24 protein-coding genes are annotated in these 24,876 nt (G+C 61.0%); 19 read left to right on the top strand and 5 right to left on the bottom strand.

Translation table 11 applies throughout. The features are described 5' to 3' along the window. Positions 1-39 precede the first annotated feature (39 nt). Positions 40-444 (bottom strand): CBS domain-containing protein, encoded by a 405-nt coding sequence (locus FE782_RS15865; RefSeq protein ID WP_138195202.1) that lies wholly within the window; start codon positions 442-444, stop codon positions 40-42. A gap of 100 nt (positions 445-544) precedes the next feature. On the opposite strand from FE782_RS15865, the gene FE782_RS15870 reads away from it, so the two are divergent. The 6 genes from FE782_RS15870 to FE782_RS15895 all read left to right on the top strand — a co-directional run bounded on the left by FE782_RS15870 (position 545) and on the right by FE782_RS15895 (position 6,586). Beyond that, positions 545-1,093, top strand: a complete 549-nt coding sequence (locus FE782_RS15870; RefSeq protein WP_158299415.1) for an NADPH-dependent FMN reductase — start codon at positions 545-547, stop codon at positions 1,091-1,093. Next, on the top strand, positions 1,090-1,302 hold the full coding sequence (locus FE782_RS15875; protein ID WP_138195204.1) for a hypothetical protein: 213 nt from the start codon (positions 1,090-1,092) through the stop codon (positions 1,300-1,302). Before FE782_RS15870 ends, FE782_RS15875 begins: the two co-directional genes overlap by 4 nt. 395 nt (positions 1,303-1,697) lie before the next feature. Beyond that, positions 1,698-3,623 carry an endonuclease MutS2 gene (locus FE782_RS15880; protein WP_138195205.1) on the top strand — a complete coding sequence of 642 codons (1,926 nt, stop codon included), beginning with the start codon at positions 1,698-1,700 and terminating at the stop codon, positions 3,621-3,623. Positions 3,624-3,677: 54 nt separating this feature from the next. Next, the gene (rnhA, locus tag FE782_RS15885; RefSeq protein ID WP_138195206.1) at positions 3,678-4,322 is read left to right on the top strand and encodes a ribonuclease H; all 645 of its coding nucleotides are present in this window, start codon (positions 3,678-3,680) and stop codon (positions 4,320-4,322) included. Positions 4,323-4,359: 37 nt separating this feature from the next. Then, entirely contained in the window at positions 4,360-5,166 is an 807-nt protein-coding gene (locus FE782_RS15890) for a Cof-type HAD-IIB family hydrolase (protein ID WP_138195340.1), read from the top strand. 37 nt (positions 5,167-5,203) lie between these two features. Further along, positions 5,204-6,586: an NAD-dependent malic enzyme gene (locus FE782_RS15895; RefSeq protein WP_439116436.1), complete on the top strand. Its 1,383-nt coding sequence runs from the start codon at positions 5,204-5,206 to the stop codon at positions 6,584-6,586. Positions 6,587-6,637: 51 nt separating this feature from the next. Here the strand turns inward: FE782_RS15895 and FE782_RS15900 are convergent, their stop codons facing one another. Continuing rightward, entirely contained in the window at positions 6,638-7,552 is a 915-nt protein-coding gene (locus FE782_RS15900; RefSeq protein ID WP_138195208.1) for an ArsR/SmtB family transcription factor, read from the bottom strand. 284 nt (positions 7,553-7,836) lie between these two features. On the opposite strand from FE782_RS15900, the gene FE782_RS15905 reads away from it, so the two are divergent. Further along, on the top strand, positions 7,837-8,397 hold the full coding sequence (locus tag FE782_RS15905) for a hypothetical protein (RefSeq protein ID WP_138195209.1): 561 nt from the start codon (positions 7,837-7,839) through the stop codon (positions 8,395-8,397). Between the two features lie 198 nt (positions 8,398-8,595). Here FE782_RS15905 and FE782_RS15910 read toward each other — a convergent pair whose 3' ends face one another. Beyond that, positions 8,596-9,396, bottom strand: a complete 801-nt coding sequence (locus FE782_RS15910; RefSeq protein ID WP_138195210.1) for a transposase — start codon at positions 9,394-9,396, stop codon at positions 8,596-8,598. A gap of 240 nt (positions 9,397-9,636) precedes the next feature. On the opposite strand from FE782_RS15910, the gene FE782_RS15915 reads away from it, so the two are divergent. Then, a complete protein-coding gene (locus FE782_RS15915; RefSeq protein ID WP_158299416.1) occupies positions 9,637-12,228 on the top strand; it encodes an SLC13 family permease in 2,592 nt (863 codons plus the stop codon). An 88-nt stretch (positions 12,229-12,316) separates the two neighbouring features. Then, on the top strand, positions 12,317-12,655 hold the full coding sequence (locus tag FE782_RS15920; protein ID WP_138195341.1) for a carboxymuconolactone decarboxylase family protein: 339 nt from the start codon (positions 12,317-12,319) through the stop codon (positions 12,653-12,655). 31 nt (positions 12,656-12,686) lie between these two features. On the opposite strand, the gene FE782_RS15925 is transcribed toward FE782_RS15920, so the two are convergent. After that, the gene (locus FE782_RS15925; RefSeq protein ID WP_138195212.1) at positions 12,687-13,016 is read right to left on the bottom strand and encodes a LapA family protein; all 330 of its coding nucleotides are present in this window, start codon (positions 13,014-13,016) and stop codon (positions 12,687-12,689) included. A gap of 86 nt (positions 13,017-13,102) precedes the next feature. Here FE782_RS15925 and FE782_RS15930 point away from each other — a divergent pair, with 86 nt between their 5' ends. The 9 genes from FE782_RS15930 to FE782_RS15970 all read left to right on the top strand — a co-directional run bounded on the left by FE782_RS15930 (position 13,103) and on the right by FE782_RS15970 (position 21,770). After that, positions 13,103-13,468 (top strand): VOC family protein, encoded by a 366-nt coding sequence (locus FE782_RS15930; RefSeq protein WP_158299417.1) that lies wholly within the window; start codon positions 13,103-13,105, stop codon positions 13,466-13,468. 34 nt (positions 13,469-13,502) lie between these two features. Beyond that, complete coding sequence (locus FE782_RS15935) at positions 13,503-14,444, top strand: MBL fold metallo-hydrolase (protein ID WP_138195214.1); 942 nt, start codon at positions 13,503-13,505, stop codon at positions 14,442-14,444. Between the two features lie 44 nt (positions 14,445-14,488). Next, positions 14,489-15,454, top strand: coding sequence for an aldolase catalytic domain-containing protein (locus FE782_RS15940; protein WP_138195215.1), 966 nt, complete (start codon positions 14,489-14,491; stop codon positions 15,452-15,454). A 198-nt stretch (positions 15,455-15,652) separates the two neighbouring features. Next, a complete protein-coding gene (locus tag FE782_RS15945; protein ID WP_138195216.1) occupies positions 15,653-16,303 on the top strand; it encodes a PIG-L deacetylase family protein in 651 nt (216 codons plus the stop codon). A gap of 25 nt (positions 16,304-16,328) precedes the next feature. Continuing rightward, entirely contained in the window at positions 16,329-17,144 is an 816-nt protein-coding gene (locus FE782_RS15950; protein WP_138195217.1) for a beta-keto acid cleavage family enzyme, read from the top strand. Between the two features lie 13 nt (positions 17,145-17,157). Then, positions 17,158-18,090, top strand: coding sequence for a UDP-3-O-(3-hydroxymyristoyl)glucosamine N-acyltransferase (locus tag FE782_RS15955; RefSeq protein WP_138195218.1), 933 nt, complete (start codon positions 17,158-17,160; stop codon positions 18,088-18,090). A gap of 16 nt (positions 18,091-18,106) precedes the next feature. Beyond that, positions 18,107-19,345 (top strand): glycosyltransferase family 2 protein, encoded by a 1,239-nt coding sequence (locus tag FE782_RS15960; RefSeq protein ID WP_158299418.1) that lies wholly within the window; start codon positions 18,107-18,109, stop codon positions 19,343-19,345. Next, positions 19,342-20,571: a glycosyltransferase family 2 protein gene (locus FE782_RS15965; protein WP_138195220.1), complete on the top strand. Its 1,230-nt coding sequence runs from the start codon at positions 19,342-19,344 to the stop codon at positions 20,569-20,571. The genes FE782_RS15960 and FE782_RS15965 overlap by 4 nt, the downstream gene beginning before the upstream one ends. A gap of 20 nt (positions 20,572-20,591) precedes the next feature. Continuing rightward, complete coding sequence (locus FE782_RS15970; RefSeq protein WP_138195221.1) at positions 20,592-21,770, top strand: carboxylate--amine ligase; 1,179 nt, start codon at positions 20,592-20,594, stop codon at positions 21,768-21,770. Between the two features lie 102 nt (positions 21,771-21,872). On the opposite strand, the gene FE782_RS15975 is transcribed toward FE782_RS15970, so the two are convergent. Further along, complete coding sequence (locus FE782_RS15975; RefSeq protein WP_138195222.1) at positions 21,873-23,027, bottom strand: conserved virulence factor C family protein; 1,155 nt, start codon at positions 23,025-23,027, stop codon at positions 21,873-21,875. A 136-nt stretch (positions 23,028-23,163) separates the two neighbouring features. Here FE782_RS15975 and FE782_RS15980 point away from each other — a divergent pair, with 136 nt between their 5' ends. Beyond that, positions 23,164-24,786 (top strand): ABC-F family ATP-binding cassette domain-containing protein, encoded by a 1,623-nt coding sequence (locus FE782_RS15980; protein WP_138195223.1) that lies wholly within the window; start codon positions 23,164-23,166, stop codon positions 24,784-24,786. The last annotated feature ends 90 nt before the right edge of the window (positions 24,787-24,876 follow it).

Below are 24,876 nucleotides of genomic sequence, written 5' to 3' on the forward strand. Positions count from 1 at the left end.
TTCGATCCATTGTCGTCCTATGTGCCGGAATCGGCGAGATTACCGCGCCATTTTCCCATAACAGTATTCGATAATGTCGCTTCTGCGGACGATGCCGATGAATACGTCCATGTCGTCGACGACGGGGACGAAGTTCTGCGTCACGGCGAGCTTGATCAGATCCTCCATGACGGCATCGATCTTGACGGGTACGACGTTGCGCCGCTGAGGGACGCTCCGCAGCGCCACGCGGTGGGTATCGGTAAACTTCAGCTCGGGTTCGTTCTTCATCTTGAACAGCAGATCGCCTTCGGTAATCGTGCCGGCGTACTTGCCCTGTTCGTCGACGAGCGGAACGGCGGTATAACCGTGCCGGTCCATCCGCTCTAACGCTTGTCGCATCGTGTGGGAAGGCGTAAGCGTAATGACTTCGGTTTTCGGCAATATGAAAAATGCTACGTTCATAAGTAAGTCGTCCTCCCGTTCGATTCGCCTCTATTGTACCATAACGTGCGAACGCGGCCGAATGCGGTATAATAGGAGAAGCGAAAAAGGAGGGCGACTCGTGAACATAGTCTTGATTGCGGGCAGCAACCGGCCGGACGCGACCAGCGCGAAGCTCGCCGCCTGCGTCGGCAAGCGGCTGCAGGGGCTCGGCGCGTCCGTGGAGCTGTTCGAGTTGTATCGGAGGCCGATTCCTTTCTACGAGCCCGATTACATCCCGGGCGGGACGGCCGCCGACGCGAACCTGGCGGAGCTGCTTCGCCTCGCGGAAGGCGCCGACGCCTTCGGGTTCAGCACGCCGGAATATCACGGCGGGCCGACCGGTCTCATGAAGAACGCGATCGATTGGCTGGAGAAGCGGCATGTGTCCGGCAAGGCGGCGCTTGCGATGGCGACGGCGGGCGGCGCGGTGGCGGTGTCCACGCTGCAGCAGCTCCAGACGGCCGTTCGATACGTGCACGGCATCAATTGCCCGGAGTGGATTTCGCTCGGGGGGCAGCTGCGGGCGTTCGCGGACGGCGAACCGACGCATCCGGACGCGGCGAAGCGCATCGATCACGTAGCACGATATTTTTACGATTTCGCGAAAAAACAGGCAGGTGTCCAATGAACAACCTATACTTACTATGCGGCGCCGTCGTCTTGATCGCGCTGATCGGCTTTCTCGCCACGATGTGGATCGGGGGGTCGAAGGAAAACAAAGAAGGCAATCCGCAGTACGATAAAAATTCGGTGCCGAACTGGATTCGACTGTCCGTCATCTATACGGTGACGACGGTCGTCGCGCTCGGCGCGTTGATTTGGTACGTGCGAAGCTGATCGGGCGCCGGCCCTTGACAACGGGCCGGCGTCCGGATACGATGGGAATATCCTACATAGGGAGAGATTTTGATGTCTGCAGGGGTTCTTAACTGAGCAATTGAATAGAGGCGTTACGGGAAGGATTTCGGTACGAAGACTCTGTCGATCCGGCGGAGCCTTGTTTGCGTACGCTCCTTGACACCGTTCCCTCGATCAGTTAAGAACACGCGGAACGACATCTTACGCCGCCGGCGTACTCCATCGGCCTAAACCCGCGCTGTGTTTCAGCGCGGTTTTTTTATGGTCCGGATCGATCGGAGTGCCCTCGTCGATAGGCAAAGCTGCGTCGTGTTTTTTGACGCCGGCTTTGCCTTTTTGTTTTTCACCATTTTCCCTATGAGGAGCGATTACGAATGAACGAACGTACGATGGCGCGATTGGAATATACGCAAGTGGTCGAACGATTGACGGAATACGCGGTTACGTATTTGGGGAAGGCGCTCGCCGAGAAGCTGCAGCCGATGACGGAGCTCGGAGCGGTGCGGTCGCTGCTGGCGGAGACGGCCGAAGCGAGCGAGCTGCTGAAGCTGGGCGCGAGCGTGCCGCTGCCGTCCCTTGAAGGGATGGAGACCGTGTTCCAGCTGATCGGTACGGGGTACGTGTTCGCGGAGGCGGATTTCGGCGCCATCCTCACGTTCCTAACTGGCTGCGGGCAGCTGCGCCGGTACATGGACGGCAAGAAGCAGCAGGCCCCGCGCGTCACGTCGTACGCGAACTCCCTCTACGACTTGGCGGAGGTGCGCCGGGAGATCGACCGCTGCATCCGCCACGGTCGGGTGGACGACGCCGCGAGCGGAGAGCTCGCGAAGATCCGCAAGCAGATCCTGATCGCGGAGGATCGGATGAAGAAGCGGCTCGACGCCCTGATGACGAAGCATAAGAGCATTCTTCAAGAGGCGATCGTCGCGAAGCGCGGCAACCGGTACGTGCTGCCGGTGAAGAAGGAGCACCGCCGGCTCGTGCAGGGCGCGGTGCTCGACGAGTCCGCGAGCGGGCAGACGGTGTACATCGAGCCCGCGGAGCTGGCGGCGCTGCAATACGAGCTCGGCGACCTGCGGGCGGAGGAAGCTCGCGAGGAGACGAAGGTGCTCGCGTTGCTGACCGGCCTCGTCGAGGATCATGAGACGGAGCTGCGGCTGAACGCCGAGACGGTCGGCGCGTACGACTTCCTGTTCGCGAAGGCGAAGTACGCCCGGGCGATCGACGGCGTCTGGGTCGAGGCGAACGACGCCGGCGTCGTCGACGTCCGCGGCGCGCGCCATCCGCTGCTCGGCGGCGGCATGGTGCCGCTCGACTTCTCGATCGGGCAGACGTACCGAGCCTTGATCATTACAGGACCGAATACGGGAGGCAAGACGGTCGCGCTGAAGACGATCGGGCTGCTGACGCTGATGGTCCAGTCCGGATTGCTCGTCCCGGTCGCGCCGGGCAGCGCGTTCGCGGTGTTCCGCCGCTTCTCGGCCGACATCGGCGACGGGCAGTCGCTCGAGCAATCGCTCAGCACGTTCTCCGCGCATGTGAAGATGCTCGTCGAGACGCTGCGAACGGCGAACGGCTCTACGCTCGTGCTCATCGACGAGATGGCGTCCGGCACCGACCCCGGCGAAGGCGTCGGCCTCTCCATCGCGGTGCTCGAGGAGCTGTACCGCAAGGGGGCGACGGTCGTAGCGACGACGCATTTCAACGAAATCAAGCGGTTCGCGGCGGCCGCGCCGGGCTTCGAGAACGCGCGCATGGAGTTCGATACCGAGACGCTGGAGCCGCTGTACCGGCTCCGCATCGGCGAAGCGGGACACAGCTACGCGTTCGCGATCGCGAGCAAGCTCGGCATGCCGGCGCAGGTGCTCGTCCGCTCGCGGGAGCTGACGGAAGGCGCTCGCCGTCGCGGCGAGGACGGGTCCGCCGCCTTCGAGGGCGCGATCGACCTGCCGGCGTTCGTGCCGGGCAAGGCGGCGGAGCCGTTGCCTCGTCCCGCCGCTTCCGACGAGACGGAAGCGGAGTTCGACGTCGGCGACTGCGTCTACATTCCGTCGCTGGACAAATACGGCATCGTCTATGCGGCGGCGGACAAGGTCGGGGACGTCGGCGTCCTGGTGCAGAAGGAGAGGCTGAAGCTGAACCGCAAGCGGCTTAAGCTGCACATCTCGAAGACGGAGCTGTACCCGGATGATTACGACTTCGATATCGTGTTCGACACGAAGGAGAATCGGAAGAAGAAGAAGCTCATGAGCAAGCGCCACGTCGAGGGGCTGACGATCGTCCGTCCGGATCCCCAATGAAATATGCTCTTGGACCGCAGGTGTGATAAAATCTTGAATTGGTGATTGAAACTTATGGCAAACTCGAAGTGGTACGTCGTATGGGTCGGGAAAACGCCCGGCGTCTATACGTCATGGAACGACTGCAAGGCGCAGGTGGACGGCGTGCCCGGCGCGAAGTACAAATCCTATCCGACCCGCGCGGAAGCGGAGAAGGCGTACGAGCAAGGCTTCCGCAAGTCGTTCGCGGCCGCGGGCGTCAAGGCGGCCGGCGCTTCCGCCGGCAAGGGCGGAGCGAAAGCCCCCGCGGGCGATTACGACCGGAACAGCATCTGCGTCGACGCGGCAAGCAGCGGAAATCCCGGCATCGTGGAGTACCAGGGCGTCGATACGGCGACGGGCGAGCGGCTGTTCCATCAGGGCCCGATCCCGAAAGGGACGAATAACTTGGGCGAGTACCTCGCGATCGTGCACGGCCTCGCCTATTTGAAGCAGCAAGGCAGCGACAAGACGATCTACAGCGACTCCCAGACGGCGATGAAGTGGGTGCGCGACAAGAAGCCCGCGACGACGCTGGTCCGGGACGCCTCGACCGAGGACATCTGGCGCCGGGTCGACCGGGCGACGGCATGGCTGCAGTCGAATTCGTATTCCAACAAGATCGTGAAGTGGAATACGGAGGCATGGGGGGAAGTAAAAGCGGATTTCGGGAGAAAATGAGAATAGAGAAGCGGAGGGAGAACCGCACGTGGAAAATATGGAGAGCAAACGATACCGCTTGATCGCGATCGACGTCGACGATACGCTCTTGACGGACGATCTCGTCGTGACGGAGGGGACGAAGCGGGCGCTGGCGACCGCAGTCGCGCAAGGCTGCGTCGTGACGCTGGCGACGGGGCGCATGTTTCCGTCGGCTGCGAAAATCGCGGCGCCGCTCGACCTGAACGTGCCGATCATTACGTACCAAGGCGCGTTGATCAAAAACCTGCTCGACGGCGAGGTGCTGTACGAGCGGCCCGTTCCGGAGGACGCCGCGCTCGAGGTCGTCGCGTTCGCGGAAGAGAAAGGGCTGCATATCCAAGCCTACGAGGACGACCGGTTGATCGCGAGGGAAGATAACGACAAGGCGAGGGCGTACTCGGCCTTGACGAATGTGCCGTACGAGGTGCAGGCCAACTTCCGGAGCATCGCGAAGCGCGGCACGGCGAAGCTGCTCATGATCGACGAGCCGGCGACTCTGGATGCGCTTATTCCCGAGCTGCGCGAGCGGCTGGGCGGACGCGCGCACGTCACGAAGTCGAAGCCGCATTATTTGGAAGTCGTGCATCCCGAAGCGACGAAGGGCCATGCGCTGCTTCATCTGGCTGCGCATTACGGCATCCCGCAGGAGGAGACGATCGCGGTCGGCGATTCGTGGAACGATCATGAGATGATCGAGGCGGCGGGACTCGGCGTCGCGATGGACAACGCCGTGGATTCGCTGAAGGCCGTCGCGAACTACGTGACGGCGAGCAACAACGACGAAGGGGTTCGCAAGGTCGTCGAGAAGTTCATTCTACGATAAGGTCGGTGTCGATATGGCAATCGGGACGAGCGTCATTATGCGGATCGAGATGGACAAGACGAAGACGGGATTCGGACAAGTGATTTCGGAAATAACGAACGCGGGCGGAGACGTCGTGGCGATCGACGTCATCCGCGCGTCCAAGGAGTCGACGATCCGAGACGTGACGATCAACGTGAGCGACGCGGAAGACGGCCGCTTGACCGAAGCGGTCGCCTCTCTTCCCGGCGTGCGGGTCGTCAACGTGTCGGACCGTACGTTCCTCGTCCATCTCGGCGGCAAAGTCGAGGTGCAGCCGAAGGTGAAAATCACGAATCGCGACGACTTGTCGCGGGTGTATACGCCCGGCGTGGCGCGCGTCTGCATGGCGATCCACGACGATCCCGGCAAGGCGCACACGCTCACCATCAAGCGCAACACGGTCGCGGTCGTCTCCGACGGCACGGCGGTGCTCGGGCTCGGCGACATCGGACCGAAGGCGGCGATGCCGGTCATGGAAGGCAAGGCGATGTTGTTCAAGCAGCTGGCCGGCGTCGACGCGTTCCCGATCTGCCTCGACACGAAGGATACCGAAGAGATCATCCGGACGATCAAGGCGATCGCGCCCGGCTTCGGGGGCATTAACCTGGAGGATATCGCGTCGCCCCGGTGCTTCGAGATCGAGGAGCGGCTGAAGGCGGAGCTCGATATTCCCGTGTTCCACGACGACCAGCACGGCACCGCCGTCGTTATGCTTGCGGGGCTGTTGAACGCGCTGCGGCTCGTGGACAAACCGATGGAGCGAGTGAAGGCGGTGCTCGTCGGCTGCGGCGCGGCGGGGACGGCGTGCTCGAAGATCCTCCTGTCCGCCGGCATCGGCGAGCTCGTCTGCGTCGATCGGATGGGCGCGCTCGTACCCGGCGAGACGTACGATAATCCGAACTGGAATTGGCTCGCGGAACGGACGAATCCGCGCCGGCTCCGGGGCGGCGTCTCCGACGTCATTCGCGGCGCGGACGTCTTCATCGGCGTGTCGCGCCCGAACGTCCTGACCGTCGAGGACGTTCAGTCGATGGCGAAAGATCCGATCGTCTTCGCCATGGCGAATCCCGAGCCGGAAATTTCGCCGGAGGCCGCGGAGCCGTACGTGAGGGTCATAGCGACCGGCCGCGGCGACTACCCGAATCAGATCAATAACGTCCTCTGCTTCCCGGGCATCTTCCGGGGCGCGCTCGACTGCCGAGCGACCTCGATCAACGAAGAGATGAAGCTCGCGGCCGCGCGGGCGATCGCCTCCGTCGTCTCCGACGACGAGCTCAACGAGTATTACATCATCCCGAGCACGTTCAACGACAAGGTCGTCGAACGCGTCAGCCGAGCGGTCGCCGAAGCGGCGATCCGCACGGGCGTCGCGCGGCGGATCCCGAACGACCTTCGATAAAGACACGAAAAAAACCTCGCTTTCGGCATCCGCCGAGGCGAGGTTTTTTGTCTACGTACTCATATAAGCGCGGAGCGCGTTCGTGCACTCCTCGACGCCGTCCAACCGGATGCTGAACCGCTCCTGACTGTACTGTTCACCGACGAAATGCGTCCGGATCAAGCCGGCGGCCCGCAGCGCCATCATATGATGGTGCACCGTTCCCTTGGAGAGGCCGGTGTAGGCGACGACCTCCGTGAAGCTGCGCGGCGACGGCGCCAGAAACCGCAAAATGCGAAGGCGGCTGTCGTCCGACATCGCCCGCGTGGCGCGAAGCACCATCGTCGGCGGCGCATCCGGCGCGGCGGGCGGATCGACGGGATACAAAATAATGACAAGAGAACGATAGGTGGCCGTTAAATTCAACGGGCGGAAATGCTGCCCCGGAATGAGTACGATCGTCCGTATGCGGTCGTTCGGCTCGAGCACCAAACCGCCGGTCGTCAGCTCGACCTGAGAGACCGCGTCCGGCGCGACGGCCGCTTCCTTCTCCGCGAGGCTGGCGCGGGCGAGCTCGTCCCATCCCGTCTTCGCGAGAAAGTCGTCGAAGTACAGCTCGTTCCAAGCCCGCAGCAATGTCACGGCGCGTTCGATGTCTTCTCCGAGGTCGCTCGGCAGCGAGCCCAGCGCTTGCGGAGAGAGAAGCTCGTACAGCTGGCCGGGGCTTTGACCCGAGAGCCAATCCAAGAACGAGGGCACGTCTTCCTTATTCGGGCACACGTAAGCGAGCAGGAACAACCGGTCGAACGTATCCTCCGAGCAGGCGCCGCTAGCCGCTTTCCGTTTCGGGCCGAACAGGTCGTCGGTTTCCTTCAACCAGGCGTTCCCGATATCGAGGTTGCGCGTCCACTTTCGGCGGCTGTAAATCATAAAGCTCAGCAATAGCTCGTAAACCGGCGAGTAGTCGAACTGAACGCGATACGTCATGCGGCCGCCTCCTTTAAATTTATTTCTTATCATAAACGAATCCCGCGGTTCGATCAAACTCGACATTACGCTTCCGTTCACAGAAACGCCAAATTTCTGGAGTTTGCACAGGAACATTTTGGCTATACATAACGTTTAAGTGATGGAAAAAATTAAAAGCAAAGGGGCTTGTAATTTTTTAGGCGACTCACTATAATAGGAAATCGAACCTATAGTTCGATAAATATAAAACCATAACGTCTATTTGATGATTATGGAAAAGAGAGATAAGGGGATGGAGATCTATGTTGAAAAAGTTTGCGATCGGTTTGTTTGCGCTGATGTTGGCCCTTGGGGCCGTTGCCTGCTCGAACGGCGGCGAAGAGACGCCGGCGGCCGAGACGCCTGCGGTTGAAGCGCCTGCGACGGAAGCGACGCCGGCCGAAGAAGCGGCTCCGGCGGAAGATCCGGCCGTCGAACAATTGAAAGCCGTGAACGCGATCGCGATCGCGGAAGATAAAGTCAATACATTGTTCCACCACGACGCAGCGGAAGACGGCACGCCGCTGCTCAACCCGACGACGGGCACGCCGGAAGCTGCGAAAGATCTGCTGCTCGGTTACTTCGACGCAGCGGTCGCTGACCGTATCGTCGCCCACTACGTGTCTGCGCCGGCAACGGACGCGGGCGTCGTCGTCAACGCGGACAAGTTCTTCGCCTCCTCCGTCGTCGGCGTCGCTCCGGAAGAGCTGACGATCGAAGGCAGCAAGGCGGACGGCTTCACGGTAGCAACGAAGGACGGCGTGAAGTATACGGTAACTTGGAGCCAAGAGGAAGGCCGTTACATCGTATCGAATATCGAATAAGCGATTTGCAGCAGGCGCCCTCGCGCGAATCCCGGGACCACGGGACTCGCCGGGGGCGTTCTTCGTTGGCGGAGGGTATTTTCGCGTTCGCATCCATTCCAATGCCGGATCGCTCCATGGCGCCTTCGCTCCGCCGTTCCTTTCTTCCGCCGCACCTTTCCAAGGTGATGTCTCCTGCTCAGGTAGAGCGCGGGGCGCCTAACCGGCTTGGAAGCAAAGCTTGCCCCACGCCTCGCGTAAGGAGGTTCCTTGGGCGGAGGCGTTCCAACGGAAACAGAACTCGTCGAGGTAGCTCTGAAGGTACTTCGTGCCGACGCCGTTGAACAGCCGGTTCATCCAACCGCGGGCCTCTAGTAGGCAATCCCGCAGCGGGCTATGGTGCATCCGATCGGAGTTGAGCCAATGCTTGTCCGCGCACGGATCGACGTGTTCCTCGAGGATGCGTTCCTTCCCGTGCGCGGTCGGTTCCTTATATCCGCGGACGAGACGGTCTCGAGGCACGAACCCGAGCTTCAACGCGGTCGGCTTGCCGTCTCTACCGACGGAAGCCGAGACGGACACGACGCGTTCGCAACGATAGTGCCGGTGGGGCAGAAAAATGAATATATATTTGGGCGCCAAGAAATGGAGCCCGGTATGTACAGTCCCTTGCAGCTTGAAGGCGTCCTCGACTTCTCCGATCGCTTGCCGGAATTTGCGCAGCATGCGCCACGCCGTCTTGTGCTTTACGTCGACGAGCGCGGCGAGCTGCTTCGCGTTCACGCCGTTCGTAGAGGCAAGCAGCTCGATGGCGGCGGCCCACTTGGCGAGCGGCGTGCGCGTCTTGGCCATGACGGTGCCGGCCGTCACGGACGTTTGATGGCCGCACAGGCGGCATTCGTAGAGCGGGAGCTGCCGCGTCGTGATCGTATAATACGCCCCATATCCGCAGCTCGGGCAGGAAAACCCGTTCGGCCACCGCCGCCGAAAAGAATAAGCCACCTGTTCCGCTTGGTCCATGAACGCCGCCTCCTTTTCCTCATTATACCGAACATATGTTCCAATATCAATATCAAAATTCCATCTTCTTCATCCTGAACAGGTGGAATCAACTTAGAAAGTAGGCGGGGAAAAGGTTTATCCATTGCGTTCCTGAGTAGAAGAAATCGCCTAAGAAAGGAAGCCGGGGAGGGATTTCGACGAAATTGCAGAATGTTAGTGAGGTCAACTACTTTTCCATGCAGAGGAACGTACGGATTTATGCATATTACCGACATTCGGATGTTTGCGGGTTTATCGAAGATGGAATTGGCGAAGCTGCTCGGCAAGCTGGAACGCCGTCGGCTCGCGCCCGGGGAGCTGCTGTTCGAGCAAGGGGACCCCGGAGGAAGTTTGTTTCTGATCGAGCGCGGAGCGATCGAGCTGTTTTCGGGCGCCGAGGACGCCAGACGATCGCTGGCCGTCCTGGCCGAGGGGGACAGTCTCGGGGAGATGGCGGCGCTGACCGGGGAGGCGCGAACGGCGACGGCGATCGCTTCGACGGAATGCTTCTTATATGAAATCGACCGGGATACGCTTGATCGATTAATCGAGGAGCATCCGGCGATTTCCTCGTATTTCATCCGCTTGCTGTCGGAGCGGTTGACGGCGACGAACGCGCGGCTTCAAGCGTCGAAGGAATCCCGAGCGGCTTGGATCGCGTCGGAGCTTCAAGCCATGGGGGAGGCGGAGGCTTCGTTCTTGCTCTGGTGCGCGTCCTTCCCGATCGCGACCGAGGAATTGGCGGCGTCCGTCTTCCCGACGATGGCGGAGATGGACGAGTCCCGATGGCGGACGTTTCTGCGCGTCGAGACGGTGCCGGAGGGAGGGCGACGGCGGTTCCGAGTGCGTCCGGCGTACCAAGGGGCGCTGTCCGACGCGGCGGTCGAACGAGTCGGCTTGGCGGCGAAGCGGGAGTGGATCGAGCGGGCGATGCGTCATTACGAAGCGGCGGACGATTGGATTCCGCTTTTGGCGTTATACGAGGCGGAGGGTGAAGCCTCGCGCATCGTCGACGCGATCCGCCGATGGGCGCGGGCGGGGCGGGAGTCGACCGAGGAGGAAGAGGCGGCGTTCCATGCGCTGCGGGGCGTGCCGCGTCCGACGCTGACGGCCGACGCCGAGCTTCTGACGACGTTCCTGTCGCTGTGCCGCGAGCGCGAACCGGAGCTCGGCCTCGAGCTGCTCGAGGAGGCGTTGGACCGCGGCGAGGGGCTCTCCGCCGCCGAACGCGCGTCGCTCTGCGAGCAAGGGGCGGGGCTGGCGAGAGTATTGCAGCGCCACCGGCTGGCGCTCGATTATTTGCGCCTCGCGGAAGCGGGCTCTGGGGATGCGCGGCAGGAGTACGAGCTGGCGAAGCTGCAGGCGTCTTCCCGCAAGAGCAGACTGCTCACCGAGCGGGCGAGCCGCTTCGTGAAGGCGACGCAATGGAACGCGGCGCTGACGATCGCACTCGCGATCGCCTGCATCGCGATTTCGTTCCTCCTTCCTCCGGTCGCCGGGCTGTCCCGCGAGGGGATGGGATTTATCGGCATCGGCATCGCGGCGGTGCTGCTGTGGATCGTCAATATCGTCCCCGATTACGTGGTCGCGCTCGGCATGGCGATGCTGTGGGCGACGTTCGGGCTGGTGGAGCCGGAGGTGGCGCTGTCCGGCTTCGGCTCGGAGACATGGCTCTACATGGTGTTCATCATGGCGCTCAGCGCGGTCGTGACGCGGTCGGGCATCTTGTATCGATTCTCGCTGCATGCGCTGAAGCGATTCCCTTCGAGCTATCGCGGACAGGCATGGGGCATCGTAGCCGGCGGGCTGCTGCTCAATCCGCTGATCCCTTCGTCCTCCGCGAAGGTGTCGCTCGGCGTGCCGATCGCGCGGACGATCTCGGAGTCGATGGGGTTCAAGGACCGCAGCGACGGGGCGGCCGGTCTCGGCCTGACGGCGATGACGTTCTACGGGTTCACGGCGCCCTTCGTGTTAACCGGCTCGTACACGAACGCGATGGCGTACGGACTCGTCGAGTCCGCCGCGCCGGTCGGGTGGCTCGATTGGGCGCTGTACGCGCTGCCGGCCGGCATCGTATTTACGGCGATCCTGTTCGGCGGCGTCTCGTTGTCGTTCCGCGGCGTGCGCGCGGCGAAGTCCGTCTCCGCGGACGTGCTGAACGAGCAGCTGCGGCTGCTCGGGCCGTTATCCGCGCGGGAGCGGGACGCGCTGATCGCGGTCGTCGGCGCCATCGTTCTAATGGTGCTGCAGCCGTTGCACGGGCTCGCCAATGTATGGATTTTGCTGCTGGCATTCGCCTACACGATTATCCGAGGGGCGCTCGATCGGCAGACGCTGCTGACGGGCATCGACTGGTCGTTCCTGCTCTTCCTCGGCGTGGCGTTCAGCTTCGCGGCGGCCGCCAGCCGGCTCGGCGTCGTCGACGCGTTGACGGGCGCGCTCGGCGAAGGCATGGGAGCGTTCGCGGCGTCCCCGGCGATCTTCCTCGCCGCGGTCGCGCTGTTGTCGTTCGCGGTGACGTTGGTCATCCGGGACGACCCGGCCGTCATTCTGCTCGTCGTCGCGCTGCTGCCGCTCGCGGAGCAGGCAGGGGTCCATCCGTGGGTGCTCGTGTTCGTCGTATTGTTGTCGACCGATCCGTTCTTCTTCACGTACCAGTCGCCGACGTATTTAACGGCGTATTTCAGCTCGGAGGAGGCGTCCTTCAGCCACCGGCAAGGACGCCGCGTCGGGCTGCTGTACGGGCTGACCGTACTGGCGATCGCCGTGCTGTGCGTGCCGTATTGGCGTTGGCTCGGTCTGATTTGGTAAGCGGGCCGGGTAAAAGCTGGAATGAATGGGGACGCTAACCGAGACATCTCGGCAGCATAGGAGGCTAGAAGGCGTGACCCCAACGATAATGGACGAAAAGGTCGACGCGTACAAAATCGGCGTCGGACACATGAACGAAGCGTTGCCGAACGTGGTGGAGGCGTACCACAATTTTACAGGCACTTGCTTCGCGGACGGCGCGCTCGGCGCGAAGGAAAAGCAGTTGGTCGCGCTCGGCATCTCGCTTTTCGCGAACAACGAGGTATGCACGCTGTATCACGTGCAGGAGGCGTTATCCTCCGGGGCGAAGCCGCAACAGGTGCTGGAGGCGGCGGCGGTAGCCGCGGCGGTCGGCGGAGGGCATGCGATGAGCCAGGGCGTGACCCGGGTGCAGCGCGCGCTGGAGGACTGGAGACAAACGCACTGAAAAAGAAAGGGCCGGAGCGCATCGCTCCGGCCTATTTCGTGTCTTCGCCGGCGGAGACGACCGCTTCCGGGGACGGGGCGTCCGGCGAAGGGGCGACAGGCGCCGAGGGTAGATCCTTCGCAAGCTGCGCCTCCCGTTCGAGGGAGCGGATGCGCCGGTTGAGGCGTACGATGCGGATCGTGCCGAACAGCCCGACGACGAAGCCGCCCGCGAGCGCGGAGCCGAGGATGACCAGGATCAGCGGCAGGAAGGCGCTCCCGAACACGTAGTCGACGGGAACGGATTCGACGTTGACGACCGAGAAGACGGCGATGACGAGCGCGAACAGCAGTCCGAAGATAAGCGTCCATTGTTGCTTCATGCGTTCTCCTCCTAAGGATTCACGTTGTGAAATTATAACATAGTGATTACTATATTAGGTAAAGGATTTGCGGGAGGGGAAGCGTCTTGAATCGGGTCGTTCATTTCGAATTGCTGTCGCGCGACCCCGGAGCCGCGGCTTCGTTCTATGCCGACGTCTTCGGCTGGAAGACGGTGCGCGGCGAAGGCGACTATTATCGGTTGATCACCGGCGAGGAGGGCGACGGGACGCGAGGCATTAACGGCGCGGCCGTCCGGCCGATGCTCCCGTCGCTGCCCGCGCAGACGGTGAATACGATTCACGTGAAGGATCTTCCCGCGTACGCGGAGAAGGTGCGGTCGCGCGGGGGGCGGACGCTGTCGGACGTCATTCCGCTCGCGGGAGTCGGACGGTTCCAATATTGCGCGGATCCGGACGGCACGCCGTTCGGTCTGATCGAATACGACGATTGATGCGGAAGCGGACGCGAAGGAGCATTGAGAGAATATGGCTAAGAAATTCGTCAACGCGGACGGCTCTTCGAATGTGAAGTCGTTCGCGGACTTGCGGCAATGGCAGAAGGAGCGGCGCGCGAAGAAGAAGGATTTGTCGTACCGGGTTCCGCGCGTCGAGCCGGACCTCGCGCTGCTGCATAGCAATCGTTCGGAGCCTACGGTGACGTTCGTCGGTCATTCGACGTTCCTCATACAGCTCGGGGGGCTCAATATCGTCACCGATCCGGTGTGGGCGAAGACGATGGGCTTCCAGCCGCGCCTGTCGGCGCCGGGAATCGCTATCGAGGCGCTGCCGCCGATCGACGTCGTGCTGTTGTCGCACGCGCACTATGATCATCTCCATCTGGGCAGTCTGCGCCGCTTGCCGGGCGACTTCGTCGCGCTCGTGCCGGACGGGCTCGCCGGCTGGTTCCGCCGCCGCGGCTTCCGCCGGGTGGAGGAGCTGTCGTGGTGGTCCGAGACGAGCGTCGGCGGCGTCGCGTTCGGCTTCGTGCCGGCGAAGCATTGGACGCGGCGGACGCCGTGGGACACGAACACGTCGCATTGGGGCGGCTGGGTCATGCGGCATGGCCCAGACTGTATATACTTCGCGGGAGATAGCGGCTATGACGGACTCTTCCGCGAGATCGGGGCGCGGTACGGCGACATCCGGGTCGCCTTGATCCCGATCGGGGCGTACGAGCCGGAGTGGTTCATGGGCGGCTCGCATATGACGCCGGAGGAAGCGGTGCAGACGTTCGTCGACGTCGGGGGAAGCATTTTCGTACCGATGCATTACGATGCCTTCCGCCTTGCGGACGATACGCCGAAGGAGGCGCTGGACCGACTCCTCGCCGAGTGGGAACGGAGGGGGCTTCCTCGGGAGCGACTGTGGACGATGCCGCTCGGAAATACGAGGTTGTGGTCTGCGGACGAGACAACTATAATGAAATAATTACTTATTGACGGAAGCGTAGCTTCAGGAGGCGTAGAACGAGCATGAAAAATACGAACAGCAAAATTTTGGATTGTACGATTCGGGACGGCGGGTTGGTCAACAATTGGGATTTCAGCGTCGAGTTCGTTCGCGACCTGTACTACAGCTTAAGCGAAGCCGGCGTAGAATATATGGAGATCGGCTACAAGAACTCCCCGAAGCTGTTGAAGGGCGGCGACGCGGGACCGTGGCGCTTCCTCGACGAAGCGTTCCTGCGCGAGGTCATCCCGACCAAGACGGATACGAAGCTGTCCGCGCTCGTCGATATCGGCCGCGTGGACGAGAACGACATTCTGCCGCGCGAGCAGAGCATGCTCGATTTGATCCGCGTCGCTTGCTACATTAAAGACGTGGACAAGGGTCTCGAGCTGGTCGAGAAGTTTCATAATCTCGGGTACGAGACGACGATCAACATTATGGCGCTCTCGCACGCGCTCGAGAACGAGCTGAACGACGCGCTGCAAGAGATCGGAAACAGCAACGTCGACGTCGTATACGTCGTCGATTCTTACGGCAGCATGAACCCGAAGGACGTCACGTACATGACGGAGAAGTTCAAGCGCGCGCTGCCGAACAAGACGCTCGGCATTCATACGCACAACAATATGCAGCTGGCGTTCGCGAACACGATCGCGGGCATCGACGCCGGCGTCGAGTTCCTCGATTCCTCGGTGTACGGCATGGGCCGCGCGGCGGGCAACTGCACGACGGAGCTGCTGCTCGGCTACTTGAAAAATCCGAAGTACGAAGTTCGCCCGGTGCTCGGCTTCCTCGAGAAGCATATGGTCGCGATGCGCGAGAAGTGGGAGTGGGGCTACAACATTCCGTACATGCTCGGCGGCATGCTGAACGAGCATCCGCGCTCGGCGATGGCGCTTCGCGCCGGCGGCGACAAGGACAAGTATGTCGAGTATTACGACCGTTTGACGACGCCGGAGACGGCGTTCGGCAGCGGGAAATCGGAGTAAACGAAAATATGAAATGAACGGCCCCTACGTCTTTCGGACGTCGGGGCCGTTTTTTTTGTCGTGCGACGGGCTCGTTGTCCCTTCGAGAAAGCGGGCCGGAATATCCACGGATATGCCGTTTCGTCCTCCGTAAGCGGCTCATATAGATGGAGAGAGTAAGTGATCCAGACAACCATGACAGGTAGGTGGGGAGAGGTCATGACCAGCCTCATCATTGCGTCTCACCCGGACGACGAACTACTCGGTTGCGGGGGGACGGCGAGGAAACTAATAGAGAGCGGAACGGAGGTCGTCACGATCCTCACCGCCTTGGGACGGAAAGAAGAAGCGCATCGGATGAAACAATTCACGCGGGCGGCGAATCGGCGCTTGGGCGTCAAAGAAGTCGTCCATCTCGATCTCCCTAATCTTCGGTTGGACGCCGTACCGCTGCATCGCATTACCCGGGAGCTCGAACGGTTGATCGCGAAATATGAGCCGGACACGATCTTCACGCATCATTACGGCGACTTGAACGGCGACCATCGGGCGACGTTCCAAGCCGTGCTGACCGCCGCGCGGCCGCTCCCCGGAAAGAAGCCGATCGATATTCACTGCTTCGAAACCGTCTCTTCCACCGAATGGGCGCGGCCCTCGGGCGACAATGTCTTTAAGCCGAATTATTTCGTCGACATCGGCGCGACGATCGATACCAAGATGGAGGCGCTCGCATCGTACGACGTAGAAATGCGGCCGTTCCCCCACCCGCGATCATACGAAGGCGTCCGTTACTTGGCTCATGTTCGGGGGATGACGGTCGGCGTTCCGTACGCCGAGGCTTTCGAAACGATCCGCAGAACGTGGGTCTGAACAGAATGGGGGCAGGGGAAGACGAATGGATAAATTGATCATTACCGCGGCCGTGACCGGAGGGGTGACGAGCCGCAAAGAACATCCGAAGCTGCCGATTACGCCGGAAGAGATTGCGAACGACGTATACGAATGTTGGAAGGCGGGCGCGTCCATCGCGCATATTCATGCGCGCGAAGCCGACGGAACTCCGAGTCAGCGGGAGGAGCTCTATCGGGAAATCGTCGCTCGCATTCGCGATCGCTGCGACATCATCGTGAATCTCACCACGACGGGATGGGGGCAAAACGGAAGCGACGAGGACCGGTGGAAGCCGTTGGTGTGCCGGCCGGAAATGGCCTCCTTCACTCCCGGTTCGATGAATCGTAAGGATAGCGTCATGTTGAACGCCCCCGATTTCGTACGGAAGCTAGCCGTGAAGATGAAGGAGCATAACGTCAAACCCGAAATCGAAATCTTCGATTTCGGCATGATCGGTCAAGCCGTAAAGCTCGCGGCGGAAGGCTTCTTGAACGAGCCGCTCCATTACCAATTCGTTCTGGGCGTCCCCGGAGGCATTCAGGCGACCCCGAAAAACCTGCTGCATCTGACGGAGAGCATTCCTGCGGGGAGTACATGGTCCGTAGCCGCCGTAGGGAGGGGACAGCTGCCGATGGATTTGCTCGGGATCATGCTCGGCGGGCACGTCCGAACGGGGTTCGAAGACAATGTGTTCTATCGATACCGCCGGTTGGCCGACAGCAACGCCCAACTGGTGGAGCGACTCGTAAGGTACGCGGTCGACCTCGGCCGGGACGTCGCCAACCCGCAAGAAGCCCGGAACATACTTCGTCTCGGATAAGGAGGAGGACGGGATGGACATCGAATTTTCGCTCCAAGAGCTGCTTGCGTTTCTCGAGGAGAACGGCTTGTATTCCTCCGACGGCTCGAGCCATCCGAACGCGGCGAACATCCGCATGCACGGCTTCTCCTCCATCTTCGATTCCAAGCCGGGGACGCTCGCCAGAATGGAGGCGCAGACCTTGGATTGGAGCGCGATTCGCGCGGCCGTCGTGCTTTGTTCCGAAGACGCCGCCGTGCCTTCGGATACGAGCGTTACGTATATCCCGATGGCGAATCCGAGAGACGCATTCGCCTTGGCGATTCGGAAATTTTATCGGAAGGCTCGACCGACGGGCATCAGCCCCGCCGCCGTCGTCGGCGAAGGCTGCGTCATCGGAGAACAAGTATACATCGGCCCTCATGCGGTCATCGGCGACCGCGTCGAAATCGGGGATTACACGGAAATTCACGGCAACGCGACCGTCTGCGACGATACGACGATCGGCCGGCACTGCGCGATCCATAGCGGGGCCGTGATCGGCGCGGACGGCTTCGGGTACCAACGGGACCCGGAAGGGTTTTATTACAAGGTTCCTCATGTCGGCAAGGTGCGGATCGGCGATTACGTCGAAATCGGGAGCAATACTTGCGTCGCCAGAGGGAAGTTATCGGACACCGTCATCGGAACCCGCGTAAAAATCGGGAACTTATGTCATATCTCGCATGACGTGACGATCGGTTCGGAAGCGATGATCACGCATCAAGCGCATATCGGAGGGAACGCCGTCGTCAAGGAGAGAAGCTGGATCGCGCCCGGGGCGATCGTGAAACAAGGCGTTACCGTCGGCGAATCCTCCCTTGCGGGCATGGGGGCGGTCGTATTGAAGGATGTCCTTCCTTCGGACGTCGTGGCCGGCGTTCCCGCGAAACCGATCTCGTCGATCCGCAAACCGACGTCAGAGTAAGAAGGAGCGATCCGCGATGAGACCCAGGGTCAGCATCGTTATTCCGTCGCATAACCGCTATCCGCTAAATCGATACAGTCTCTACGCATTGGAACTTCAATCGTTCGATCTCTCTCGCTTGGAAGTCATCTTGGTCGACGACGCCTCTACCGACGATACGACGAAGCTGAAGCATTACAAACCCGAGTACCGGTTCCGCTATGTTCGCAACCGCAAGAAGCTCGGGGTCGCGAAATCCAGAAACGTCGGGGCGCGATTGGCCGAAGGTCAGGTCGTTATTTTTCTGGATGCGGAAATGATCGTAGATCGCGATTTCGTAAGGAATCATTATAAGCACCATGAAACGGCGGCAAATCACGTCGTAATCGGGGGGGAGCGGCGGGCGAAGCTCTACTCGTTGCTGTTTCCGGGCATGAGCAAGAGTCAGATCGCGGACGTGTGTCGGCTCGCCGAAAGGCAAGAGTTTCGATCGTTGCTGCGGGCGAAGGGCCTCCCGAGCGACGACCCGGGCAAAATCAAACGGAGCCTCGGAAAGCTGAAGCGGCCGATTCCGCTCATAAGCGCTTCGCATATCAAGTCGTTCTCCGATCTAGCCGTTTGCGCGGCGCCCAAAACGAATATCAACGAAATCATTCAGCAGCTCGGCGACCGTCTGGAGACGAGTCCCTTGCGCTGGATGGTGTGCGTAGGAAACCTTTCTTTGAGGAAAAGTTTGTTCGACCGGCTTGACGGCTACGACGAAGATTTCACGGAATGGGGAACCGAGGACGTCGAATTCGCTTATAGACTTCATTCGGCCGGCGCCCGATTCGTGATCGAACCGGAGCTATGGCGGTACCATCAGGAGCATCCGAATCCGCCGAACAAAATCGATTCCGGGCGAAGGAACAGAATTTTGCTGCAAAAAAAGCATCCGGTCCTCGACGTTTGCATTCGGTCGTTAAAGTCCGTCCAAAAGCTGGACTACGTGTTTATGGACGAAACGCTGCGGGAGTACCGCGCGCTCCGCGCAGGCTATTCTTTGTACTATAAGGAATTTATCGATTGCATCGTGTATATGCTGCGCCGGGCCGCGATTCTTCAAGAAAGAGATGCGAAGATCGCCGACCTGACGCGAGGATTCCCGTCGTCGCTGAAGACGGCGGTCCGCCAGCGGAACCGGTTGGAGGCCGCGAAGCGTTCCTCTCGATTAGTGCGGTTGTTCGATCTGTTGGCGAAAAGGAAGAGGAAGAGGAAAAGGAGGCGGAGACGATGAAGCCCCGCGTCACGATCGTTCTCCCCTCTTATAATCGGTATCCGTTCAATGCGTTGTGTCTTCGCGCTCTGGAAAAGCAAACCGTCGATCTGTCGACGATGCAAGTCATTCTCGTCGACGACGCTTCGACCGACGAAACCCGTCGTCTACGCCATTACCGGCCGCCGTATCCTTACCAATACGTGCGGAACGAACGGGTCCTCGGCGTCGCAAGGTCGAGGAACGTCGGGCTGAAGCGCGCGAAGGGCGACGTTCTCGTGTTTCTGGACGCGGATATGATCCCGGAACCGAATTACGTAAAATTTCAGCTGGAATGGTATCGACATGACGAACGCAGCGTGGTCCTGGCGGGAACCGAAGGATCGAAGCTGTACTCCGTGCTCGTTCCGGGAATGAAGCGCGGACAAATTCGCCAGATCGTCAAGTTGTACCGGGAACGGGACATCGTGCGGGAACGGATCGACGGCGCGTTGAACGGCGGGGAACGGATGGATGACGGGCAGTTGAGAAGCGCGCTGCGGTCGTTGAAGCGGCCGATTCCGCTGCTGTCCGCGAACGAATTGGACGATTCGATTCGGATGAACGCGTTCTCGACGCCCAAATCTACGAAGGTCAACCTCCTCGCGGCCGCGTTAGGAAGGCGTCTGCGCGACAGCCCGATCGCCTGGATGGGGTGCCCGGGAAACCTCGCCGTCGGCCGCCGGCTGCTTCGGACCGTCGGCGGGTACGACCCCGACTTCGTCGGTTGGGGCACGGAGGACGTCGACTTGGCCTATCGCCTGTATCGGGCGGGAGCCCGATTCGTCGTGGACGATCGAGTCAAGCGATACCATCAGGAACACGCGCCGCCGCCGAACAAGAAGGTCGAATGGCAAAAAAACAAGATGCTGCTGCTCAAGAAGCATCCCGTCCTCGAAGTCGCCGTCCGCTCCTTGAACGAAGTGGGGGCATTCGATTACGCGCTCGTCGATCGAATCGTCCGAGAGGCGTACGCGTTGCGGCGGCGAAGCCCGGCCGAGTTTGCGAAATTCGAAGCGGCGTCGGTTGCCATGCTGCATGAAATTTTGCGCTTGAAGTCGAAGGGGCGTCGGCCGAATCGATTGTTGGAACGATCTAGGATCGCCGCAAGAAAGCGGCGGCGGCTCAAGGGAGTACGAAATCGGATGGAAGCGACGGGGGAGTTTCCTCATCTCGTGAAATTGTACGATTTCTTGGTTTCATTATAAGTGATATGGAGGGACGACCGATGAATCATGATATTCCCGCCGTCGTGCTCGACTTGAGCGCGAACGGGATCGGCATCGTTCGAGCCTTGCGGCGCAAAGGCATCCGGGTGTTCGCTTTCGACACGAGCCGGAATTACCGGATCGGTCGAACCCGTTACGCGACGTGCGGATTATGCCCGCATCCGGTCTTCGAGGAGGAGGCGCTGCTGCGGTTTCTGCTCGCGTTCGGGGAACGATTCCCGGGCAAAGCCGTGCTTTACGCCGGGGCGGACGACTACGTACAGTTTATGTCCAAGTATCGGGAGGCGCTGGCGGATCGTTACTTGTTCTTATTGCCGGAGGCGGCGGCGATCGACGCGGTGCTGGATAAGCGGTTGACGTACCAAGCGGCCGTCGCTCACGGCATCCCGTCCCCGAGGACGTATACCGTCGACTCCCGCAGTCGACTTCAAGAATTGCTTCCGTCCCTTCAATATCCTTGCATCTTGAAGCCGGCGTTCTCCGCGGACTATCGGAAGCGGATGAACAAGAAGGCGATCGTCGTGGAAAGCGCCGAACGGATGGAGACGGCGTACGCCTATTACGAACGGTTCGGCGAGTTAATGATTCAAGAACTCGTCCCCGGAGAAGACGAGAACGTGTACGAGCTAGGGGCGTTATTCGACGACGAGATGCGTCTGCTCGCCGTATTCACCGGGAAGAAGCTGCAGCAATACCCTCCGCGGTTCGGCAGCGGGGCGCTGGCGGTCAGCGTCCGCGACGAAGAAGTGATCGAGCTGGGGCTTCGATTGCTGCGGGCGTTATCGTTCAAGGGGTTCGCGAACGTCGAGTTTAAGCTCGATCCGCGCGACGGTCGAGCGAAGTTTCTGGAAATCAATGCGCGCACCTGGTTTTGGCACAGTCTGGCGACCCGATGCGGCGTCGATTTTTCGTACTTATATTATTTATCCGTCACGGGGCAGAAGCCGGAAGCCGCGACGACCCAAAGGGAAGGCCCGAAATGGTTGTATCCGGTTCGTTATTTGCTGGCGTTCCTCGAACGGAGGGCCGAAGGCGGCGCGAACCTCGCGGAATGGATCCGGCGCCTGCGCGGGGAGACGGAATACGCTTTGTTCGAGTGGTCCGATCCGCTCCCGTCGCTGCGCAGCTTCGCGGCGCATCTGAAATCCATTCGGCTTCGGAAGAACCATCCAAAATAAGCAGGACCGTCCCGAGGCGTCGCGACCGGAGGGCGGTCTTTTTTCTGCGAAAAAAAACTCCGCCTTCCTAAGATAGGAGGCGGAGTTTGCGTATCCGGACGTTCAACGGTCGTTCTCGCGGCTCTTCGCCATCTGCTGCCAGACGGTGCCCGCGGCCGCTTCGCCCGAGGCGATGCGCTCGACCGCCATGCGCGCCTGCAGCGCGACCTCGAACTCGGGGTCGTCCGCCGCCGCTTCCAGCGCGGGCAGCGCCGATGCGTCGCCGAGGTCGTACAGGAAGCGGGCGGCGCGCCAGCGGACGATCTTGCTCTTGTCGCCGAGCGCCTCGATCATGGCGGGCTGGGCGGACGCGTCGCCGATGTCCGACAGCGCGTCGCCGGCCGTCCGCCGCACGGCGACGGACGGGTCTTTCAGCATGGCGGTCAGATGCGCCACCGCCTCCGGGGTTTTCAGGTCGCCGAGGTACACGACGGCGAGGCGGCGGACGGAGAAATTATCGTCCGCCAAAGCTTTAACCACGACGTTCAGCGTCTCGGGCGTCGGCTTGAACCGCTCGAGCGCGGCATACCGCGCCTTCCAGTCCGCGTCGTCGAGACGCGTCAGCGCCTCCGAAGGCGTCAGCGACTCCGCCGCCGAAGGCTCCGGCGCCGCCTCGGGCGCGTCGCCCATCGCCATCGCCTGCGCGACGAGCGCCGCGAGGCGCGCGTCGTCGTAAGCGGCGTCGAGCTCCGCCGCCACCAGCGCGGCGATGTCCGGCAGCTCGCCGTAGCGCACGCCGCGATCGACGAGCGTCCGCTCGCGGATCAAATTCGGCGACGCGGCGCCGGCGGTCATCGCAGCGTCCGCGAACCGCTGCGGCAGCGCGACGCGCGACTCCTCGTGCCCGGCGCGCACGCGCACCTGCATCGGGATGCCGCGGAACATCTGCACCAGCACGTGCGCTTCGCCGTAGCCGAACGCGGCGTCCGCGTCGCCCGCGCCCGCCGCGCCGGCGACGGCCCCCGCGCCGAACGCCTCGCGCACCCCTTCGAGCACGGCGCGCCAATCGGCGCTCGCCTCGCGCTCGAGCGCGATGAAGTCCGCGGCTTGGTAGACGCCCTTCACGCCGCGGATCGCGAGCAGCGCCCGCAGATGCGCCGGCGCGCGTTCGGCGTCGGCGGCGCCGAACGCGTATTTCGCGCCGGACGGCAGCGACTCGTCCAAGTTCAGCTTCATGGCGTTCGGGCTCGGCGTCGGTTCGATGGATAACAGTTTCATATGTAAATAAGCACCCCCGGCTTAGAAATGATTTTCCTTACATGATAACATAATGTATTCTCCAACACTTTTCGGTAATTATGATATAATGGAAAAGTTGCATTTTAGGCACGGAAAGGTAGGTTTCATAGTACTTATGATCACTGTATCCAACGTTACGCTCCGATTCGGCAAGCGGGCGCTGTTCGAAGACGTCAACATCAAATTCACCCCGGGCAACTGTTACGGCCTCATCGGCGCGAACGGCGCGGGGAAATCGACGTTCCTTAAGATTCTCTCCGGCGAAGTCGAGCAATCGAGCGGCGAGGTTCATATTCAGCCCGGCGAGCGGATGGCGGTTCTGAAGCAGAACCACTACGAATACGACGAGCATCAAGTGCTGCAGACGGTAATTATGGGCCATAAGAAGCTGTACGAGATTATGGAAGAGAAGAATGCGATCTACGCGAAGCCGGACTTCTCCGACGAAGACGGCATGCGCGCGGCCGAGCTCGAGGGCGAGTTCGGCGAACTGAACGGCTGGGAAGCCGAAGCGGAAGCGGCGGAGCTGCTCATCGGCCTCGGCATCGGCACGGAGTATCATGACCGGCAGATGGCGGAGCTCGACGGCAACCTGAAGGTGCGGGTGCTGCTCGCGCAGGCGTTGTTCGGTCAGCCGAACATTCTGCTGCTCGACGAGCCGACCAACCATCTCGACATCGAGTCGATCCGTTGGCTGATCAACTTCCTCGGTAAGTTCAACGGCACCGTCATCGTCGTCTCCCACGATCGTCACTTCCTGAACGAAGTATGTACGCACATCGCGGACATCGACTTCGGCAAAATCTCGGTGTACGTGGGTAACTACGACTTCTGGTACGAGTCCAGCCAGCTGGCGTTGAAGCTGCAGCGCGAAGCCAATAAGAAGAAGGAAGACAAGATCAAGGACCTGCAGGAGTTCATCCAGCGGTTCTCGGCGAACAAGTCGAAGTCGAAGCAGGCGACGAGCCGGAAGAAGCTGCTCGATAAGATCTCCCTCGACGACATCAAGCCGTCCAACCGGAAGTATCCGTTCATTAACTTCAAGGGCGAGCGCGAGGCCGGCAAGCAGATGCTGCAGATTCAAGGCCTCTCGAAGACGATCGACGGCGAGAAGGTGCTCGACAACCTGAACCTGATGATCAACACCGGCGATAAGATCGCGTTCGTCGGTCCGAACTCCCTGCCGAAGACGACGTTGTTCCAAATCATCGTCGGCGAGCTGGAGGCGGACGCGGGCGAATACAGCTGGGGCATTACGACGTCCCAGGCATATTTTCCGAAAGACAACTCGAAATATTTCGACGGCGTCGATCTGAACCTCGTCGATTGGTTGCGTCAATACTCGAAGGATCAAGACGAATCGTTCGTGCGCGGCTTCCTCGGGCGGATGCTGTTCTCCGGCGACGAAGCGCTGAAGAAAGCGAGCGTCTTGTCCGGGGGCGAGAAGGTGCGCTGCATGCTCTCCCGCATGATGCTGGGCGGCGGCAACGTGCTCATCCTCGACGAGCCGACGAACCATCTCGACCTCGAGTCGATCACCGCGCTGAACAACGGGCTCGTCGACTTCGACGGCACGATCCTCTTCACGTCGCACGACCATCAGTTCGTCAATACGATCGCGAATCGCATTATCGAGATTACGCCGAACGGGATTATTGATAAACAGATGACTTATGACGAATACTTGGAAAACGAGGACGTAAAACGCCAACGCGAAAAGTTGTACGCGGAAGCGTAAAATCGTCACATTTTCGCCGAATCGAGCCCCTGTCCGTGATTTAACGCACACGAATCCGAACTTTTTGTGAAGGTTTGTGTCGTTAAATTG

The organism is Paenibacillus antri, from assembly GCF_005765165.1.
Taxonomy (GTDB): Bacteria; Bacillota; Bacilli; order Paenibacillales; family YIM-B00363; genus Paenibacillus_AE; species Paenibacillus_AE antri.